General features: G+C 38.9%; 18 protein-coding genes. All 18 read right to left on the bottom strand.

What is annotated here, in order from left to right; genetic code table 11:
• Nucleotides 1-104: 104 nt before the first annotated feature.
• Nucleotides 105-488: a MaoC/PaaZ C-terminal domain-containing protein gene (locus V7068_RS01975; protein WP_499710746.1), complete on the bottom strand. Its 384-nt coding sequence runs from the start codon at nucleotides 486-488 to the stop codon at nucleotides 105-107.
• Between the two features lie 12 nt (nucleotides 489-500).
• Nucleotides 501-917, bottom strand: coding sequence for an FAS1-like dehydratase domain-containing protein (locus tag V7068_RS01970; RefSeq protein WP_499710744.1), 417 nt, complete (start codon nucleotides 915-917; stop codon nucleotides 501-503).
• Between the two features lie 15 nt (nucleotides 918-932).
• Nucleotides 933-2,117 (bottom strand): acetyl-CoA acetyltransferase, encoded by a 1,185-nt coding sequence (locus V7068_RS01965; RefSeq protein WP_499710742.1) that lies wholly within the window; start codon nucleotides 2,115-2,117, stop codon nucleotides 933-935.
• 1 nt (nucleotide 2,118) lies between these two features.
• Complete coding sequence (locus V7068_RS01960; RefSeq protein ID WP_499710740.1) at nucleotides 2,119-3,531, bottom strand: OB-fold domain-containing protein; 1,413 nt, start codon at nucleotides 3,529-3,531, stop codon at nucleotides 2,119-2,121.
• A gap of 85 nt (nucleotides 3,532-3,616) precedes the next feature.
• Entirely contained in the window at nucleotides 3,617-4,789 is a 1,173-nt protein-coding gene (locus V7068_RS01955; RefSeq protein WP_499710739.1) for an acyl-CoA dehydrogenase family protein, read from the bottom strand.
• Between the two features lie 44 nt (nucleotides 4,790-4,833).
• Nucleotides 4,834-6,387, bottom strand: coding sequence for a long-chain-fatty-acid--CoA ligase (locus tag V7068_RS01950; protein WP_499710737.1), 1,554 nt, complete (start codon nucleotides 6,385-6,387; stop codon nucleotides 4,834-4,836).
• A 19-nt stretch (nucleotides 6,388-6,406) separates the two neighbouring features.
• Nucleotides 6,407-7,501, bottom strand: coding sequence for a CaiB/BaiF CoA transferase family protein (locus V7068_RS01945; protein WP_499710736.1), 1,095 nt, complete (start codon nucleotides 7,499-7,501; stop codon nucleotides 6,407-6,409).
• Nucleotides 7,502-7,590: 89 nt separating this feature from the next.
• Nucleotides 7,591-8,502 (bottom strand): SDR family NAD(P)-dependent oxidoreductase, encoded by a 912-nt coding sequence (locus V7068_RS01940; RefSeq protein WP_127760201.1) that lies wholly within the window; start codon nucleotides 8,500-8,502, stop codon nucleotides 7,591-7,593.
• Between the two features lie 29 nt (nucleotides 8,503-8,531).
• Nucleotides 8,532-9,710 (bottom strand): acyl-CoA dehydrogenase family protein, encoded by a 1,179-nt coding sequence (locus V7068_RS01935; protein WP_499710735.1) that lies wholly within the window; start codon nucleotides 9,708-9,710, stop codon nucleotides 8,532-8,534.
• A 53-nt stretch (nucleotides 9,711-9,763) separates the two neighbouring features.
• On the bottom strand, nucleotides 9,764-11,059 hold the full coding sequence (locus tag V7068_RS01930) for an acetyl-CoA hydrolase/transferase family protein (RefSeq protein ID WP_499710734.1): 1,296 nt from the start codon (nucleotides 11,057-11,059) through the stop codon (nucleotides 9,764-9,766).
• Nucleotides 11,060-11,119: 60 nt separating this feature from the next.
• Nucleotides 11,120-12,313: a thiolase family protein gene (locus V7068_RS01925; protein ID WP_252290927.1), complete on the bottom strand. Its 1,194-nt coding sequence runs from the start codon at nucleotides 12,311-12,313 to the stop codon at nucleotides 11,120-11,122.
• 35 nt (nucleotides 12,314-12,348) lie between these two features.
• Nucleotides 12,349-13,209: a hydroxymethylglutaryl-CoA lyase gene (locus V7068_RS01920; RefSeq protein ID WP_499710733.1), complete on the bottom strand. Its 861-nt coding sequence runs from the start codon at nucleotides 13,207-13,209 to the stop codon at nucleotides 12,349-12,351.
• Between the two features lie 17 nt (nucleotides 13,210-13,226).
• Nucleotides 13,227-14,402 (bottom strand): acyl-CoA dehydrogenase family protein, encoded by a 1,176-nt coding sequence (locus V7068_RS01915; protein WP_127760196.1) that lies wholly within the window; start codon nucleotides 14,400-14,402, stop codon nucleotides 13,227-13,229.
• Nucleotides 14,403-14,432: 30 nt separating this feature from the next.
• The gene (locus tag V7068_RS01910; protein ID WP_499710732.1) at nucleotides 14,433-15,209 is read right to left on the bottom strand and encodes an enoyl-CoA hydratase/isomerase family protein; all 777 of its coding nucleotides are present in this window, start codon (nucleotides 15,207-15,209) and stop codon (nucleotides 14,433-14,435) included.
• A 43-nt stretch (nucleotides 15,210-15,252) separates the two neighbouring features.
• On the bottom strand, nucleotides 15,253-16,035 hold the full coding sequence (locus tag V7068_RS01905) for an enoyl-CoA hydratase/isomerase family protein (protein ID WP_499710731.1): 783 nt from the start codon (nucleotides 16,033-16,035) through the stop codon (nucleotides 15,253-15,255).
• A 60-nt stretch (nucleotides 16,036-16,095) separates the two neighbouring features.
• The gene (locus V7068_RS01900; RefSeq protein ID WP_499710730.1) at nucleotides 16,096-17,295 is read right to left on the bottom strand and encodes a CaiB/BaiF CoA transferase family protein; all 1,200 of its coding nucleotides are present in this window, start codon (nucleotides 17,293-17,295) and stop codon (nucleotides 16,096-16,098) included.
• Nucleotides 17,296-17,413: 118 nt separating this feature from the next.
• Nucleotides 17,414-18,196, bottom strand: coding sequence for an IclR family transcriptional regulator (locus V7068_RS01895; protein ID WP_499710729.1), 783 nt, complete (start codon nucleotides 18,194-18,196; stop codon nucleotides 17,414-17,416).
• Nucleotides 18,197-18,296: 100 nt separating this feature from the next.
• Nucleotides 18,297-19,475 carry an acyl-CoA dehydrogenase family protein gene (locus V7068_RS01890; RefSeq protein WP_499710728.1) on the bottom strand — a complete coding sequence of 393 codons (1,179 nt, stop codon included), beginning with the start codon at nucleotides 19,473-19,475 and terminating at the stop codon, nucleotides 18,297-18,299.
• Between the last annotated feature and the right edge of the window lie 162 nt (nucleotides 19,476-19,637).

Raw genomic sequence — 19,637 nt, 5'->3', positions numbered from 1 at the left:
ATGACCATCCTGATTCAGCTGCATACTGAATCAGGATGGTCATTTTTTGTTTTTTATATCATTTTCTTAACTTGATGGCTACGGGGGCTACCCCTTTTTTAACACTATCTTTTCTTAATCTCAAAGAAAGCTTTTACTTTCACTTCTCCTACGTCGTTTACTGCCTCAGCCTGGCAAATCCAGCGATCTGCTGTTTCATCTACTACATGGCCCTGAACAGTAATCTTTTCTCCCGGCCTTGTCATTGCTCTAAAACGAGTAGAGAATTTTACAAGATCTTTTGTTGAAAACCATTGACTAATTGCTTGGCCAACAAACCCCTTAACCAGCATGCCATGAGCGATTACACCACCTAATCCAGCAGATTCCGCAAATGGTACAACTGTGTGAATAGGATTGAAATCTCCTGATGCTCCTGCATATCGAACAAGCTGTGAATGAGTAATTTCTTCTTTATGTAATGGTTCAAACTGATAACCGACTTCCATATAATTCCCCTCCTAGTGTCTTTCGATAATAGTCGAACGGCTAATTAATACCGTTTCACCATGTTGATTTACAAACTCTTTTTTGATAATGTAAAAATCCATAGATGCTTTTGTATATACTTTTTCAACTACACCAGTTACTGTAATTTCATCACCTGGTTTAATTTCTCCTAAATATTCATACTCTTGTTCCCCATGAAGAACTTTTTTAACATTTAACCCCAATAGGTCAGATGTAGAAGCTCCTCCGCCCCAGAAATCAATCACAGTTGGAAAAGTGGGTAAAACCGCTTCTCCATTTAAGTATTCCTCCCGCAAATCACCAATTGCAAGTGCTAGTTCCTTAATTTTCCCTTCTTCTACTTTAAAGGTATACGTCTCTAATTTCATACCGATTTTCTCTTTTAGTCCTGTGCTCAAAATCCCCACTCCTTTTCTATATTATTAAGACAACTCTTTCCCTACGATAGATACGAAAGAGACACATTGCATAGGTGTTCCGCCTAAATTGTGGGTGAGTCCAATCTTTGGATTATCTAATTGGCGTTTACCTGCACGGCCTTGGAATTGTAAATACATTTCGTATAGCATTCGCAGACCGCTAGCTCCAATCGGATGTCCAAATGACTTTAGCCCTCCATCTGGATTAACCGGCAGTTCTCCACCCAGTTCAAAAACACCATTTAAAACGTCTTTCCAACCTTGCCCTCGTTCACTAAATCCTAAATCTTCATAAATGACCAATTCTGTAGGAGTAAAGCAGTCATGCACTTCCGCCATACTAATTTCTTTACGCGGATCTTTAATTCCCGCTTCACGATAGGCAGCTTGTGAAGATACAACATTTTCCTTAATGCTTGTAAAATCAAAGTCCTGACGTAATCGACCATCTCCAGGTCCAGCTGCAATCGATAGCGCTTTGACATACATCGGATCTTTTCTATATTTATGAGCATCCTCTGTTCGAACGATAATGGCAGCAGCAGCTCCATCTGCCACCCCCGAACAATCCATAATTCCAAGCGGGGCTGCTACTATCGGAGAGTTTGAAATTTTCTCCATTGGAACTTCATTACGGTATTGAGCTTTAGGATTCAGGGAACCATTATAGTGATTTTTCCAAGCAATCCGCGATAGCACTTCTCTTCCTTGCTCTGCCGACAATCCATACTTTTCAAAATAGGCTGGGGCAAGGAAGGAAAAAGAAGCAGGGGCGGAAAAATTAGGTGCTGTCCCATCACTTGGCGGCTTAGGTGAATTCAGTCCGCTAAACCCTGAATCTTTCAGTTTTTCGACCCCGATTGCCAGCACGATATCATATGCACCTGAAGCTACTGCATAACAAGCATTTCGAAATGCTTCAGAGCCTGTTGCGCACATATTTTCTACTCTCGTAACTGGAATGAATTGTGTTTTTAACGGTCCCGAAAGAGTAATCCCTGCATATCCAGAAATCATCGTTCCTAACCACGCCGCTTCTATATCCGCTGGTTCAATACCGGCATCAGCGAATGCTTCATACGCAGCATCCACTAATAAATCATCAACACTTTTATCCCAATGCTCGGCAAATCTTGTACAGCCCATTCCAATAACGGCTACCTTATCGCTAATTCCCTTTCTGCTCATACTAGACACTCTCCTTTTGCCTGATTGGTCGGGCTTTCCAGAAATAATTACTGATCCCCCCAGCTTCATGTAAACGTCTGAATGTCATCTCAACATTCATCCCAATTTCTATTTCTTTTGGATGACAATCGGTCACTTCGCAAATAATGCGTCCTCCTTTATCAAAATCCACAACCGCTACAATCATTGGAGGAGCAGGTGAAGCAGCTAAATGATCGAGTGTATAAGTCATTACTTTAGCAGATTGCCCAACAAAGCGATAATCGTCCATTTCATCCTTTACTTGGCATTGGGTACAAATACGTTGCTTTGGAAATTGTGGTGTACCACAATTTCTACATTTCGATCCAGTAAATGAAAGGTTTTGATGATATCCCCTATATAGAGCGGGAGCGGACGGGCGCTCTGTTTCTGGTCTTCTTGGCGGCTCTGTTTCGAGAAGATTTCTCCATTTTAAATAATCACTATAAGACGTTTGATCATTTTTAACCGTTAAATAACCTTGAACGCCTTTTCTTTTAGCAAGACGAGAAATGGCCTCTGTCACCTCTAGCAACATGACGTCCAGTCCTTCTGCAAATGCTACGATAAGAAGCTGATCCCCAGGTTTTGCTTCTTCTAATGCAGAAACGAGCATCATCGGAGCATGAGCATTTCCCGTAGCACCTACTAAATCAAATAAAGGATCTTGTATTTGATTTTTTTGAAATCCAACAGCACTAGCCGCTTGTGTATGAGCACGTGTCCCTGGACCAGATATAATAACCTTATTGATGGCATCAGCAGTACAATTGTTTTTTTCTAAAAAAGGGGTAACGACTTCTTTCACTTGCTTTAAAAATACCGTTGACCCTAAACGTTCCTCCCAATTTTGAGTAAATGAATCGGTTTGACTGCGCCATTCACTGACCAATTCACCTTGTACACTCACTGCATCAATAATATTAGCGATTACTTCCGGCCCTTGACCAATTAAGAAAGAAGCCGCTCCATCGCCAAACCACTGTTCGTTTTGTCCAGTAGGAGCCCCTGTCCGACAATCTGAAGCAATAACAAGCGTTTGCTCGAGTTCATTAGCTGCTAAAATAGCAGAAGTGCCGCTTCTTAAAGACGAAGCTGCTTCGATTCCTCGGACATTTTCTTTTAAATGTAATGCCGCAGCAATCGTGGAAATCGACCCTTTTTCCTTATAAGGAGCACTCGTTGTTGCAAAATAAACAGCATCAATCTCTTTTGAATCTGTTCCATGTAAGCAATCAAGTGCTGCCTCAACGCCCATCGATACGCTGTCTTCATCATAGCCAGCAACAGCTTTTTCCCCGCTATACGTAGATTTACCAAAGAATTCCCCAATTTTTTTTCGTTGGAGACGATTATACGGAATATATGCTCCGTAGGAAATAATTCCTTTCATATGTCTGCTCCTCTCAATCTTCACTATCATTAGTGTGCAATTTTCGGATCATTGTATAAAGGCTGGAAAGCTACCAATCTATTAATTAAGCATGAACAGTTGGTGCAGTTTTTACGTACTCTTTGTGTATTTGGGCAGCAATAATGTTCTTTTGAATTTCAGATGTTCCTTCATAAATTTTTGTAATACGAGCATCGCGATAATATCTTTCAATTGGATACTCCTTAATGTAGCCAATCCCACCGTGAATTTGAACCGCTTTGTCCGCGATGCGATTATAGATTTCTGAACCAAGAAGCTTCGCCATTGCTGCTTCCTTAATAACATTCATGCCTTGGTCAACCATCCATGCCACTCGATAGGTAACTGAACGCAATGTTTCGACGTCCAATGCGATTTCAGCTAAATAATGCTGAATGACTTGCTGCTCAAAAATCGGTTTGCCAAACTGCTCACGCTCATGTGCGTATTTGACAGATAATTCATACAATTTTTGGCATGATCCGAGATTACGTGCCGCGAGTCCAGCTCGACCATTCGCAAGAATCTTCAGGGCATTTACATAACCCAGCCCTTCTACACCAAGAACATTTTCAACTGGAACTTCGCAATCCTCAAAGAAAATTTCAGAGGAGTGGGAGCCGCGTAATCCCATTTTTTCTTCAGTCTTGCCAATGATAAGTCCTTTACTGCCTTTTTCTACAATGAAGGAGGTAATCCCTTTCGCTCCTTTACTCGGATCAGTAACGGCCATAACAGTAAATATATCGGCAATCGGCCCGTTTGTAATATAATGCTTGGATCCATTAAGAATATATTTATCTCCTTTTCTTACGGCTCTCGTCTTTAAGGCGACGGCATTAGAACCTGCACTTGGTTCTGTTAAAGCAAACGCTCCAATCAAATCTCCTGAAGCCATACCCGGCAAATATTTTCTTTTTTGCTCCTCATTCCCCATCTCAACGATTCCAACTGAACCAATACCTGTATGAGCACCGATTACCGTTGTAAATCCATTAGATGTACGACCAATTTCTTCATAAATGCCGCATTTGCCAACCATATCAATTCCTAGTCCACCGTATTTCTCTGGAATACTTAGACCAAACAGACCGATTTCCTTACTCATTTTCATAATATGGTCTGGAATTTTATCTTCTCTTTCAATTTGATCAGCAACAGGGTCCACTGTATTATCGACAAAATCTCTGATTGATTTTTTCATTTCTACTAAATCAGATGGTAAGTTAAAATCCATTCTCTAACACTCCTTTAAAAGGATTAATCGTACTGCTAATACTTTTACAATTGATTCAGTTTTTCTTTATATTCTTCAACAAGTCGGCGCCTCAATATTTTCCCAACTATTGTTTTAGGTAAAGCCTCCCGAAATTCGATAGCTCTTGGAATTTTATATCTTGCAATTCGACCTTCACACCAACTTAGCAATTCTTGTTCACTAATGTTTTCACCCTGTTTCAATATCACAATGGCTAACAGTTTTTCACCAAGATACGCATCAGGTACGCCAAACACACACGCTTCAGCTATTGCTGGATGCTGATAGAGCATTTCTTCCACTTCAGTTGGGTAAATATTCAAGCCGCCCGCAATCACCATATCTTTTTTTCTGCCGACTATAAAATAGTACCCGTCTTTATCACAAACAGCTATGTCTCCTGTGTATAGCCAACCATCACGAATCGTAAGAGCTGTTTCTACAGATTTATTCCAATACCCTTTCATCACTTGTGGACCTTTCACGATAAGTTCACCACGTTCTCCAGTCGCTAACTCTCTCGTCCCTGTTTCGATATCTACTATTTTTGATTCTGTTAAAGGGACTGGAATGCCAACGCTGCCAATCTTTCTTTCTCCATCTACTGGAGTTCGGTGAGTGGATGTTGTTGCTTCTGATAAGCCGTATCCTTCGAAAATATGTGCTCCGGATTTTCGCTCTAATTCTTTTAAAACTTCTACAGGAAGGGGGGCAGATCCGGAAATACAAATTTTAAAGCAGGATAAATCATTTTTCCCTAGATTAGGATGATTCAGTAAAGCGATATACATCGTTGGAGAGCCTAACATCATTGTAGGTTTATATTGACTAATTGTTTGTAAAACTTTCTTCACTTCAAATTTTTCTACAATAATGTATGTAGCAGCAAATCGGACAGTATAATTCATATTTGTCATAGCCATAGCATGTGTCAGCGGTGCCACTCCTAATATGCGCTCTTCTCCTTCCTTCATGACCGATGAAACAACACTGCCCGATTGATGAATATTACTAATAATATTAAAGTGAGTTAACATAACCCCTTTAGATCTACCAGTTGTTCCACCCGTATACTGTAAAACAGCTACATCCTCCTTTGGATTAATATTTAGTGGAGGAAGTGTACAGTTCTTTCCTTTTAATAGGATTTGATCCTTATTGCTTTCATCCTTTGTGAAAATGACATGTACGTTTTTAAAATCCTCAATTTTCTCTAGTTTTTCAGCTTGATTTCTACCACAAATAAACAATTTCGGCTTTGCGTCATCTAGCATATATTGGAGTTCAGATGTTTGATATAAAGGGTTAACTTGTACAACAATTCCGCCTAAACGCTGAATAGCATAATAAGAAATCATATAGTGAATCCCATTCGGTAACATTAACCCGATTCGATCGCCTTTTTGAATTCCTTTTTCATATAGAACGGAAGCGAAAGCATCAATCGTTTCCTTTAACTCGCTATAACTTAATTTAATTTCACCGTCTATTACCGCCACTTGATTAGGATATTTGACCGCAGTTTGTTCTAACATTTCATAAAGGGACAGGAGAGAAAAGTTATCAAGATTAATCAAAGCATTTTACCCCTTTCACTTAAACTTTTCTTTCATATTGTTCTTTTACCTGATCTGAATGTTGTCCAAACTTTGGTGGAGCTGTGTAATAGTCTTCAATAGCCGGATATTTCGTTGCTGTATATCGTATCTCTTCTTTTTCGACAATAAGCCCTCTGTCTTTAATTAGTGGATGATTGTATAATTCACCAGTTTCTAGAACAGGAGCTAAACAGCAATCTACTTGGTGAGAAAATTGCGTCCATTGGGCCAATGTTTTATTAGCAAATACTTCCTTCATTTCTTCAAATACTGGATTACTTGGTTGAGCCAATGAGAAATGCTCTGAAATCCAATGTTCCTTATTCAAAGCTGTACAGAAATTTCTCCAAAATTTTGCTTCTAAAGCTCCTAAACTAACAAATCTATTATCTTTTGTCTCATATAAAAAATAGCAGACATATTTATTATTAAGCTTTGAAATACCATGCTGCTCACCTGTAGCATGTTCAATCAGAATATGATTGGACATAAGGGAGAATAGAGAGTCTGTAATCGATAGATCAATATAAGAACCTTCCCCTGTTCTTAGTTTTTTCACTAATGCGCCTAGAATGGCTTCACTCGCGGATATCCCCCCTACAAAATCTGCTATTGTTGTGCTCGGCTGCACCGGACGTCCTTTTTCATCCTTTAACTGCGCAAGCAGCCCGCTTATCGACATATAGTTAATGTCATGTCCGCCTAAATGACTCATTGATCCTGTTTGTCCATAGCCTGAAAGGGAACAGTAAATAATATCTTTTTTCACTTGAATTGCCTGTTCATAACCAATCCCAAGCCGATCCGTCACTCCTGGGCGAAAGCTTTCAAGGACAACATCCGCTTCACTAATGAGATTTAAGGCATTCTTTCGATCTATAGGATCCTTTAAATCTAATACGACACTTTTTTTATTTCGATTTTGTGTTAAAAAAACAAAACCATTTCCATTTATTCCAGCAGAAGCTCGAGAAGGATCTCCTTGGGGCGATTCGACTTTAATGACTTCGGCCCCCATATCTACTAAACGTAAAGTTGCATGAGGACCTGGAAGATACTGAGAAAAATCGATAACACGTATTCCTTCTAACATGTAATCCCCCTTATCTTTTTAATAACGGTTATGAGCTTGAAACAATGTACGCACTCAAGCTCATAACTATTAAAATTATTTATTTAGCATTATACCAATGGCTCATATGGGAATACGTCAGCACTTACTTCAAGCGGAGTAAAACTAGATTGTAAGGATCCTTTAATCGAACTTAGGCTATCGATGGACCAGCCTTCTGCATTATAAACAGAACGAACTGGGCGCGGCTGTGAAAAGACCATAATTTCCTTGCCTCTAACACCGAAAATTTGGCCGGAAACATCAGCCGCTTCATCCGAACTTAAGAAAGCGACTAATGGTGCGATATGGGCTGGGGATAGTTGCTTAAGTTTATCGACTCTAGCCTTTTGGTCGTCTGTCTCAGTCGGAATGGAACCAATTAATCGACTCCACGCAAACGGTGCGACCGCATTAGCTGTTACATTATAGCGGGCCATATCTAATGCTGTTATTCTATTAAGGCCCGCAATCCCTAATTTTGCTGCAGCGTAGTTTGCTTGACCAACATTACCAATTAAGCCTGATGTAGATGTAAAGTTAATGAAGCGGCCGCTTTTTTGCTCTTTAAAATATGGAGCGGCTGCTCTTGTCATATTAAATGAGCCTTTTAGATGTACGGCAATAACAGCATCCCATTCCTCTTCACTCATTTTGAACAGCATGCGATCTCGTAAAATACCAGCATTATTGACAACAATATCGATACGCCCAAACTCCGTTAATGCTGTTTCTACAATTTTTGTAGCGCTTTCATATTCAGAAACCGAATCATAATTGGCTACAGCTTCTCCACCTAGTTCTCTAATTTCTTGAACTACTTCATCCGCCACTTTTGTATCGTTCCCATTTCCATCAGACCCACCGCCCAAGTCATTGACAACGACCTTTGCTCCTTCTTTAGCCATTAGTAATGCGATATCTCGACCAATTCCACGACCTGAACCTGTAACAACCGCAACCTTATTTTCTAATTTTTTCATTATAATCCATCCCTTCAAATTGTTATTTTTTATAATCCTAATTGTTTTGAAATAATGACCTTCATAATTTCATTGGAGCCTGCAAAGATTGAAGTAACTGGAATATCTCGATAGCGACGGGCAATCTTGTACTCTTCCATATATCCATATCCTCCGTGCAGCTGCATACATTCTGTCGCCACGCGTTTTGCCATATCGGTAATCCACCATTTGGCCATCGATACTTGAGTCACGATATTTTCTGAATCGATATGTTTAGCAATTAAATCATTAACGAAAGTACGGCCAATTTGAACTTCAGTAGCCATTTCAGCAATTTTAAACTGTGTATTTTGAAACTTACTGATTGACCTTCCAAAGGCTTCGCGCTCTTTTACATATTGAATAGTTAGTTGAAGCATATCTTCAGCTGCTACAAGAGCATTAAGAGAGGCAATTAATCTTTCCTGTTGCAGCTTAGTCATTAAGTAGGAAAAACCCTTCCCTTCTTCTCCTAGAAGATTGGAAACCGGAACTCTAGCATTCTCAAAAATAAGTTCAGCTGTGTCTTGACTATGCATACCTACTTTATTTAATTTACGCCCTCTAGAGAAACCTAACGTATCTCTCTCCACGAGCAATAAACTAACTCCTTTATGCGGCGGTGATGCTTTTGGATCTGTTTTACAAGCAACGATAATTAAATCCGAATGAATGCCATTTGTAATAAATGTTTTTTGTCCATTAATGACATAGTGGTCACCATCTTTAATGGCTGTTGTACGAATGCTGGCTAAATCTGAGCCAGCCCCTGGTTCAGTCATGGCAATAGCTGTTATGATTTCCCCGCTTACACAGCCAGGAAGGTATTTTCTTTTTTGCTCTTCTGTACCAAATGATGCGATGTAAGGAACAATAATGTTGCTATGTGTACCAATTCCTGTTAACCCTGCACCTACTCTTGCTAACTCTTCTCCTAAGATAGCGGAAAAGGCAAAATCCGTACCTAAACCGCCATATTCTTCACTTACCCATGGACAAATGAATCCTTTTTCACCCATCTTCTCCCAAAAGGACCTCGGGATAATACGATCCGCTTCCCACTGGTCAAAAAAAGGCACCGCTTCTTTTTCGAGAAACTTTCTAAGCGAATCACGAAACATAACATGCTCATCTGTAAAAATAGAAGTCTGAACTTTTTGATTGTTTAAAACAGCAGATTCTTTCATGATTTCCCTCCCTTTTATACTATTAATAGTCGGTCAAGGTCCTGTTATATCATTTAAGCTTTCACAGATAGACTTTGCCCAAATTCATGAGAAAGTGCTTCACGGAAATCGGGATGTGCTATATGAATTAAAGCCTGTGCTCTTTCAGTGAGCGATTTTCCAAACAATTTAGCAATTCCATATTCGGTCACAACATAATCGATTTCAGATTTGATGGACGTAACGTATGGAAGCTTAATTTTAATGCGGGATTCAGTTCCTCTCTTCGCTGTAGAAGGAAGTGCTATGATAGCCTTTCCACCTTTTGAGAGCCTCGCTCCATGAATGAAATCCATTTGGCCGCCAACGCCAGCTACCGGATAGCTGCTAACCTGTTCAGCATTAATTTGACCGAATATATCGACTTCAAGTGCCGAATTGATAGAATGGAAATTACTTATTTTTGAAATAATTGCAGCATTGTGAGTATAATCTGTGGGGAACAATTGTATGTTTGGATTCTGATGGGCATATTTATATAATGTTTCTGTACCAGTTAGCGTTGCACATACTGTTTTGTAAGGATTAATCTCTTTTCGCTCATTTGTAATCACACCAAGATCAATCAACTCTGTAACGGGATCGGTGATTGATCCTGAATGAACACCTAATCCTTTTTTTGATGTAAGAGATAATAAAACACTCTTTGCAATCTTACCAAGTCCTACTTGAATCGTTGCGTAATCTGGTATAAGTTCTGCAACGTATTTTCCAATCGTCAGCTCCTCATCAGATGGTTTTCCATCAGGAACGCTAAGCAATGGTCGATTAGAAACAACAAAATGATCAATCTCTGATACATGTACAAGAGTATCTCCGTAAGTAAGCGGAAGTTGGTTATTCACTTGTGCAATGACGACCGTTGCTTGCTTAATCAATGTTTGTACAGCATCTACGGATATACCTAGGTTGCAATATCCTTCATCATTTGGAGGCGAAACTTGTATAAGAGCTATATCTATGTTCTCTTGATGAATCCAGTGCGGAATTTCTGAAAGATTTACAGGAACATAGTCGCACACTTGATTTAAAAATGCGCTTTTTAAGAGAGAAGAGCTTAAAAAGGTACGAATTTTAAAATGTGAGTGACAATCTGGATCTGCATATAAACATGGACTGCCAATCACAAGATTATATAGAAATACATCTTGTAAACGATTCTTTTGTTGAACGAGTTCTTCTACTAACGTTTGTGGTTCGTTACAAAAAGGTGCAAGGAATACTTTTTGACCTGACTGTATCCTATTGATCGCTTGCTCGACACTCGTTAGTCTAGCATTGTATATGGCACCCCATTCTTTCGTTTTCATGATTATTCATCTCCGTAATGTTAGATAGTAAATAAAACATCTTGATTAACAGTTTCATTATTAAACTTGTAAATTTTCAACTATCGTTGTTATGCCTAAACCACCACCAATACAAAATGTAACTAATCCGTACTTTTCTCCACGTCGTTCCATTTCATGAAGCAGCTTTGTCATAAGTACTCCACCGGTACCTCCTAGTGGATGACCTAAAGCAATGGCACCTCCGTTGACGTTTACTCGATTCATATCCAATTCTAGTTCTTTAATAACAGCCAGCGATTGAGCAGCAAAGGCCTCATTTAATTCGATTAAACCAATATCATCTAATGTTAAACCCGCTTGTTTCAATGCTTTGCGTGTGGCAGGTGCAGGTCCTATTCCCATAATTTCTGGCGATACACCGGCGACAGCCTGAGCAATAATTTTAGCTTTTGGTTTCTTTTCATAGCGTGCAGCTGCTTCCTCCGACATGAGCAGTACAACTCCTGCCCCATCGTTACGACCACTTGTATTTCCTGCAGTGACCGTCCCATTTTCTTTAAAAACGGGCTTTAACTGAGATAGCTTTTCCATGCTCGTTGCTCTTGGATGTTCATCGACCTTAAACTCTATCGTTCCTTTTTTTGTCTTAACTTCAAAAGGAACAATTTGATCGGTAAATAAACCTGTAGAAATCGCTCTTTGAGCATTTTCTTGACTCCTAAGTGCAAATTCATCTTGTTCTGTTCGAGATATAGAGTATTGTTCAGCTAAATTCTCTGCTGTCATCCCCATCGTTAAATGACCGTAAGTTTCAATCGGCTGTGCTCGAGGCTGACTTTCCGTATTTGAATCAAGAATTTCAGCATTTCCTACTCCAAATCCATATCGAGCATTTCGAAGATAGTATGGTGCTGTGCTCATACTTTCAGCACCGCCAGCAATGATGATATCTGATAATCCGCACATAATTTGTTGTGCACCATTATTCATTGCTTGAATTCCAGAGCCACATTGACGATGAACCGTGTACCCAGTTATTTCAATAGGAAGCCCAGCACGTAAAAGGGCCAAACGAGCTAAATTAGGAGCATCTGTACTTTGTTTTGCTTGACCAAGAATCACTTCATCTACATGACTTTTATCGATTCCAGTACGCACCAAAATTTCGTCTAACACTTTGGCCGCTAAATAATCCACCTCGATATCTTTTAACGTTCCTCCCATACGCCCTACTGCAGTACGGACAGAATCAATAATGACGGCATTTCTCATATTAAGTTCTCCTATTCTTATCTTTATAGTATAGTTTATATTCGACTTGAAAGACTTTTAGCAAAAGGACTCACGCTTACTAGTTCATCGAAATTAAGATTTGTCTCGCATCCCATTCGTATAAGCATATTTACTAATTCCTCTGTCGCAGCATTCCCCGTTGCTCCTGGGGAATAGGGACAACCGCCAAGACCTCCAATGGAACTATCAAATTTTGTAATCCCTGCTTGTATGGCAGCAATTACATTCGCTAGCGCCATTTTTTCTGTATCATGGAAATGTCCAACAAACGTAGTATCCGGATATAAATCTCGCAATCTAGAAAAACGCTCATACACCATCTTTGGATCTGCTTGCCCGTTAGTATCTCCCACATCAATTTCATCTGCTCCAATCTGTATAAAGCGATTACAAACTTCTTTCACTTCATCAAATGTCACTTCACCTTGGAACGGACAAGTAAAGGCCATCGATATATAAGCACGAATGAACATCCCTTCTTGCTTTGCTCTAGCAAACATCGGCTCGCATTCAGCCAAAGATTCTGAAGTCGTTTTATTAATATTCCTTTTATTAAATTCAGAACTTGCTCCAATAAAAACGGCCATTTGCGGGACTGTTGCAGCAATCGCTCTCTCCAAAGCTTTCATGTTTGGAGTTAGAGCGATATAGGTAATCCCAAGCTCATTACAATAACGAGCAATTTCTTCACAATCAGCCATTTGCGGAACCCACTTCGGATGTACAAAGGATGTTGTTTCCATTCGCGAAAAACCTGCTTTAGCGAGCCTTGCAATTAGTTCCTTTTTCTGTTCTGTCGATATAGCTAGCGGTTCATTTTGTAAACCATCACGTGGTCCAACTTCAATAATTTCCACTTCCTTAGGAATAAACAAAGGATCATCTCCCTAAATTAATACGATCTTGGCAACCCTAGCACGTGCTCTGCAACGTAAGAAAGTATTAAATTCGTTGAAATAGGCGCTACCTGATATAATCTAGTTTCTTTAAATTTTCGTTCCACATCGTACTCTTCTGCAAATCCAAAACCACCATGTGTTTGCAGAGCAACGTTTGCCGCTTCCCATGATGCATCCGCGGCAAGAAGTTTCGACATATTAGCCTCCGCTGCACATTTTTCACCAGAATCAAATAGCTCTGCTGCTTTAAAACGCATAAGATCTGCCGCTTCAATATTTACATGTGCTCGAGCAATTGGAAATTGTACCCCTTGGTTTTGCCCGATTTGTCGACTGAAAACGATTCGCTCATTAGCATAATTAGTGGCGCGCTCAATGAACCAGCGACCATCCCCAATACACTCTGCCGCAATTAATATACGTTCTGCATTCATACCGTCTAAAATATACTTAAAGCCTTTTCCTTCTTCTCCGATAAGGTTTTCAACTGGAACTTCTAAATCTTCTATAAATAACTCAGTAGTAGCATGGTTCATCATCGTACGAAGCGGACGAATGGTAAGGCCGTTTCCAATAGCTTCTTTAAGATCCACTAGTAAAACCGATAAACCTTCTGTCTTCTTTTTTACTTGTTCAATTGGGGTTGTACGAACTAATAAAATCATCAAGTCAGAATGTTCCGCGCGTGAGATAAAGACTTTTTGTCCATTCACGATATATTTATCACCTTTACGTTCTGCAAATGTTTTTAATTTTGTTGTATCTGTTCCCGTATTTGGTTCTGTTACACCAAATGCTTGTAATCTAAGAGAGCCATCTGCAATTTTAGGTAAATATTTCGCTTTTTGTTCTGCGCTTCCGTGACGAAGCAATGTACCCATTGTATACATTTGAGCATGACAAGCTCCTGCATTGCCTCCTGAACGATTAATTTCTTCTAATATAATAGAAGCTTCTGTAATCCCAAGACCAGAACCGCCATACTCTTCCGGAATAAGAGCCGCTAAAAATCCGTTTCTTGTAATCTCGTTAACGAATTCTTCAGGATAAGCTAATTTGGCGTCTAACTCTCTCCAATAGGAATCTGGGAATTGGCTGCAAACATTGCGAACACTTTGTCTTAGTTCTTCATGAAATTGAACATTTTCTTTTACACTTGTACTAGTCATATGTAGTACCTCCTCAATAATCATGTATTTTTATTGATTAAACACCGGTTTACGTTTTTCGAAAAAAGCCTGAACACCCTCTTTGAAATCCTTTGATTCAAAACACATGGCTTGTGCAAACCCTTCCAATTCTAGCGTTTCATCAAGATCCGCTAAAACACTCCGATTGACCAACTTCTTCATAAACCCTAATGCCATATCTGGTCCTTCCGCAAGCTGTAAGGCTAAACCATACACTTCATCCATTAGTTGTTCATCCTCAACAACACGATTGATCATACCAATATTTTGTGCCTGTTCAGCAGATACCTTTTCTCCTAAAAACATAAGCTCTAATGCACGGTGACGCCCTATTAGTTTCGGTAAAAAATGAATGGCTCCAAGGTCAGGGATTAATCCTACCTTCGCGAAACTTTGGATAAAAGCAGCGGAACGGCTGGCTATAATCATGTCACAAGCTACCGCTAGACTGACTCCCGCTCCTGCGGCCACACCATTAATTGCTGCAATAACAGGCTTTTCTAAATTCACTATCGAATGGATCATTTCATGTCCAGCTTGCAGTCTCTTTCTACCTGAAACAGCATCTACTTCTTTTAATGCACTTAAATCTCCTCCAGCTGAAAACGCTTTCCCTTCACCCGTTAAAACGATGACTTTTACCTCATCATTCTGTTTAACAGCAGTGAAAACATCTTTGAGCTCTTGCCGCATCTCTAACACTAGTGCATTTCTAACTTCCGGGCGATTTAGCTTAACCGTACAAATTCCATTTTCAATTGTCACGTCAATATTTTCATAAATCATATTTTCACTTCCTACCTTTGATTTATAATCTACTAAATCTAAATCATTTACCGACAAACTGTGGTGAACGCTTTTCTACAAAAGCACGGACTCCTTCCAATCGATCTTCCGTATTAATACAACGGTTGTAATAATCTATTTCTATTTTTCTTGCCTCTTCATTCGGCATTCCGAATATTTCATCTACAGCCGCTTTACAATTTTGAACAGCCAGTGGAGCATTACTAGAGATTTTATCCGCCAACGCTAGCGCCTTTTCTCGTATATCACTTGATTTTGCTAGAATATTCACAAGTCCCGCTCGATCAGCTTCTATACCAGAAACCATTTTCCCTGTACATACCCACTCTTTCGCTCGATGAACTCCGATACGTTTAGACAGTAGCCTTGTACCGCCGCCGCCAGGCATAATTCCTCGTGTTACTTCAGGTAAACCAAAGGTTGCGGTTTCTGCAGCTACGATCATGTCGCAGTTTAAAATCATTTCAAATCCTCCGGCTAGTGCATATCCATCGACTACAGCTATTACAGGTTGTTTTAAATCTTGTATACTATTAAACATATTTTGAAATAGTTGATGTTGCGTACGCCATTCTGTTTCTGTCATATTATTTCGTTCTTTTAAATCAGCTCCAGAGCAAAAGGATTTTGGATTAGAAGAGGTAAGCAAAACGACCCTAACATCGCTTTTTGCTATCGTTTGAAAAATTCCGAGAATTTGTTCAGCCATTTCTGAGTTAAATGCATTTCTCGCTTCTGGACGATTTAGCACAATTTCCGCAATAGTGCCTGTTTCTCCAACTCTTTTCCATTCAACAAATGCCATAACTGTCTTTCCTCCTCATTAACATTAAAACTCATAATACTTTTTTAATTTTCAGATATTTCAATTTCCAACTGGCGTATGAGTACCAATTACTCCTTTGCTTCTAAAATCATCAATGTTAGCTCTAGAGTAATTTAATGCCGATAAAATTTCATCGGTATGCTCTCCAAGAATCGGTGCATGAGAATGAATTTTCCCTGGCGTATGTGAAAATTTAATAGGGAATCCAATTTGCTTAATCATTCCCGCTACAGGGTGATTCATTTCAGTAAATAACTCTCTCTCAATAATTTGAGAATCTGAAAAGATTTCATCGATATTATAAACAGGTCCCACACATGTATCTTTTGTTTGTAATAAATCCAGCCATTCTTGCTGATTTCTTTGTTTAAACAATTCACTCATATCTTTCTTTAATTGTTCTTGAACGTCTTCAGGTCCTTCATGAAGTTCAATCCACTCTGGCTTTCCAACTAATTCACAAATTTCTTTCCAAAATTTCTTTTCAGATGCTCCAACCGAAAGATATTTCTGATCTTTCGTTTCGTAGACATTGTAAAAAGCAAAGTGGCCATCCAAACGGGTTTTTCCTCTTTCTGGAATAGAACCTGAAGCAAAATAATCTGAGAGTGCCGCATATAACCATGTAACAGCGCCATCTAGCATCGATACATCAACATATTGACCCTTTCCGGTTTTTTCTTTATGAAAAAGTGCCATCATAATGCCGGATAGCGCCATTAATGCCCCTCCGCCTAAATCCGCAATTTGAACCCCTGGAACAACTGGCTTTCCATCCTTCTCACCAATCAAACCTAATATGCCGCTGTAACCGATATAATTGATATCATGTCCAGGTAAGCGGCGATAAGGACCAGTTTGTCCATAACCTGTTAACGAACAATACACAATTCCTTCATTAATCTTGGAAATTTCATCATAACCGATACCTAATCGATCCATGACCCCTGGACGAAAGCTTTCTAAAATAACATCCGCGCTTTCAGCCATTTTCTTAAAAATCTCTTTGCCTTCTTCAGTCTTAAGGTTTAATTCAATACTTTTTTTATTTCGATTTACCGTTAAATGTCTGGCTCCAATTTCTTCAATGGCCGGCTTTCTCCAGCGTATATAATCTCCTTGCCCTGGTTCTTCAATCTTAATAACTTCTGCCCCGTAGTCTGCCATTATCAATGAACAATAAGGTCCTGGAAGTAGCCTTGATAAATCTAATACTTTAACTCCGTTAAGTGCTCCCACATTATTACTCCTTTTTTAAAAATATTTTTAGCCTTTTAATCTTATAAAAGCGGATTTAACAATTGAGATTTTTTATTGAGTTACCTTATAATAGTATTGGATACGCTTACAACAGTGATTAAAAGCTCCTAATTCTTCTACTGATTTCATCAGCTACTTCTTTCATTAGCTTGCCTTTTACATGAAGATCTTCTTTCTCAAATTGAGAAGTAAAACCAATTAACTCTATGGACATTTCAACTTTATTTCTAGTATCAAAGACTGGAGCGGCTATGCCACACAACCCTTTTATATACTCTCCATAAGTAATCGCATACCCAGTTTTCTTTAAATTCTCAATATCTCTTTCGATTAGTTGTACGTCCTCTTCTGAAAATGACTTTAAGCCTTGAGCTCGTTTTAAATAATATTCTCGTAATTCCTTATCCATATATGCTAGAAAGCACATTCCAAATGAACCGTCAGTAATTGAAAAATGTCTTCCTACTGATACACTTACTCCAAAATCAATAGCTTCTGATTTTGCTATAATTGCTAATTTTTCTTCACCAATTTTATTAACTAGAATCGAAGTCATGCCGGTTTGTCTCGTTAAGTCTTCTAGATAAGGCATAATGACAGAGATATAATCTAAATGTTCCTTTGCTCTTTCTCCTAAAACAACAAGATAGGGACCTAGCGTATATCTTTTTTTATCCTCTAAATATCGAACAATCGAAAGATTTTCCAAACTTTGTAAAATCCTGTAACAAGTGGCTGGACTCAATGATAATGCATTAGCAATCTCCGTTACAGTGCTTTCACTAAAACGTTTACGACTGAGCAACTTTAGTATTCCAAAGGCATTTTCCAATGCTGGTACTGAATATTTCTTTTTTTCCTTAGCTTTAGCATTTTCCATTTATTTACACCTCTTGAATATTATTTTATATATAAAAACTTTTTTTGTCAACAAAAACACCACTGATATTCAGCGGTGTTTTAAGAAGTAGATAAACTTGTTATAGTCCCATTCTTTTTGCAATAATCACTTTCATAATTTCATTTGTTCCTGCAAAAATCGGAAAAACGGCAATATCTCTATAACGACGAGCCACTTTATATTCTTCCATATACCCATATCCCCCATGCAGCTGTATACATTGAGAAGAAATTCTTCTTGCCATATCCGTAATCCACCATTTCGCCATAGAAACTTCTGTCACAATATCATCACCGTTTTGGTGTCTGACAACCAACTGGTCAATAAATGTGCGCCCTACCTGAACTTCTGTTGCTATTTCAGCTAGAGTAAATTGGGTATTCTGAAACTTACTGATTGGCTTGCCGAAGGCCTCTCTTTCTTTCACATATTGGAGGGTTAACTCTAACATATCTTCAGCAGCCACCTGACCTCCAATTGCTGCTAAAATACGTTCCTGCTGCAATTTAGCCATTAAATATTTAAAACCTTGCCCTTCCTCACCAAGCAAATTAGCAGCAGGGACTTTAACATCTTCGAAAATAAGTTCAGCCGTATCCTGAGAATGCATGCCGACTTTGTCTAATTTTCTTCCTCTTGAAAATCCTGGCGTGTCTCTTTCTACTAAAAATAAACTAACCCCTTTATGCGGAGGACTTGCTTGCGGATCCGTTTTACAGGCTACAATGATTAAATCAGAGAGAATCCCATTTGTAATAAACGTTTTCTGACCATTAATAATATAATCATCACCATCCTTAATAGCGGTTGTACGAATATTAGCTAAATCTGAACCCGCTCCCGGTTCTGTCATAGCAATAGCGGTTATGATGTCCCCGCTTACACAACCAGGGAGATACTTTTGTTTTTGTTCATCTGTTCCAAAAGAATTTAAATAAGGGACAACGATATTACTATGTGTTCCCATTCCAGAAAGCCCCGCTCCAACTCGACCTAATTCTTCAGATAGAATAATAGATAAACCAAAATCACCACCGACACCGCCGTAATCTTCACTTACTTCCGGACACAAAAATCCATTTTCACCTAATTTTCTCCATAACGTTCGAGGGACTATTCTTTCTTTTTCCCATTGTTCAAAAAAAGGAACAGCTTCTTTTTCTAAAAACCTCCTTAAAGAGTCTTGAAACATAATATGTTCTTCCGTGAAATAAGGACGATTTGTTTTTTGAATATCATATACAGCAGTATTTGGCATTTGTTTCCCTCCGTTTTATAAATTATTTATTTTTTGGGTCAATGAACAAGTCATAAAAAAGCCCTTTATAATGGGATGACAGGTGATTCCCTATTTCCCCCCACTAAAAAGGACCAATTATGATGGACAAGGATAGGTAAAAAATAGCCTTAGATAAAATTG

Source organism: Bacillus sp. JJ634 (genome assembly GCF_036962285.1).
Lineage (GTDB): Bacteria > Bacillota > Bacilli > Bacillales > DSM-1321 > Peribacillus > Peribacillus asahii_A.
The sequence above is the reverse complement of the archived record's forward strand: the minus strand, read 5'-3'. Positions and strand labels throughout refer to the sequence as shown.

What these genes read in the sequence shown, in the direction of transcription:
- V7068_RS01910 (WP_499710732.1), bottom strand. Translation starts at nt 15,209, where the DNA reads ATGATTTATGAAAATATTGACGTGACAATTGAAAATGGAATTTGTACG.
- V7068_RS01940 (WP_127760201.1), bottom strand. Translation starts at nt 8,502, where the DNA reads ATGAAAAAATTAGAAAATAAGGTTGCGGTTGTTACAGGTTCAGGTCGT.
- V7068_RS01955 (WP_499710739.1), bottom strand. Translation starts at nt 4,789, where the DNA reads ATGGATTTTAACTTACCATCTGATTTAGTAGAAATGAAAAAATCAATC.
- V7068_RS01945 (WP_499710736.1), bottom strand. Translation starts at nt 7,501, where the DNA reads ATGTTAGAAGGAATACGTGTTATCGATTTTTCTCAGTATCTTCCAGGT.
- V7068_RS01960 (WP_499710740.1), bottom strand. Translation starts at nt 3,531, where the DNA reads ATGAAAGGAATTATTTCCTACGGAGCATATATTCCGTATAATCGTCTC.
- V7068_RS01965 (WP_499710742.1), bottom strand. Translation starts at nt 2,117, where the DNA reads ATGAGCAGAAAGGGAATTAGCGATAAGGTAGCCGTTATTGGAATGGGC.
- V7068_RS01905 (WP_499710731.1), bottom strand. Translation starts at nt 16,035, where the DNA reads ATGGCATTTGTTGAATGGAAAAGAGTTGGAGAAACAGGCACTATTGCG.
- V7068_RS01975 (WP_499710746.1), bottom strand. Translation starts at nt 488, where the DNA reads ATGGAAGTCGGTTATCAGTTTGAACCATTACATAAAGAAGAAATTACT.
- V7068_RS01895 (WP_499710729.1), bottom strand. Translation starts at nt 18,196, where the DNA reads ATGGAAAATGCTAAAGCTAAGGAAAAAAAGAAATATTCAGTACCAGCA.
- V7068_RS01915 (WP_127760196.1), bottom strand. Translation starts at nt 14,402, where the DNA reads ATGACTAGTACAAGTGTAAAAGAAAATGTTCAATTTCATGAAGAACTA.
- V7068_RS01935 (WP_499710735.1), bottom strand. Translation starts at nt 9,710, where the DNA reads ATGAAAGAATCTGCTGTTTTAAACAATCAAAAAGTTCAGACTTCTATT.
- V7068_RS01925 (WP_252290927.1), bottom strand. Translation starts at nt 12,313, where the DNA reads ATGAGAAATGCCGTCATTATTGATTCTGTCCGTACTGCAGTAGGGCGT.
- V7068_RS01890 (WP_499710728.1), bottom strand. Translation starts at nt 19,475, where the DNA reads ATGCCAAATACTGCTGTATATGATATTCAAAAAACAAATCGTCCTTAT.
- V7068_RS01930 (WP_499710734.1), bottom strand. Translation starts at nt 11,059, where the DNA reads ATGAAAACGAAAGAATGGGGTGCCATATACAATGCTAGACTAACGAGT.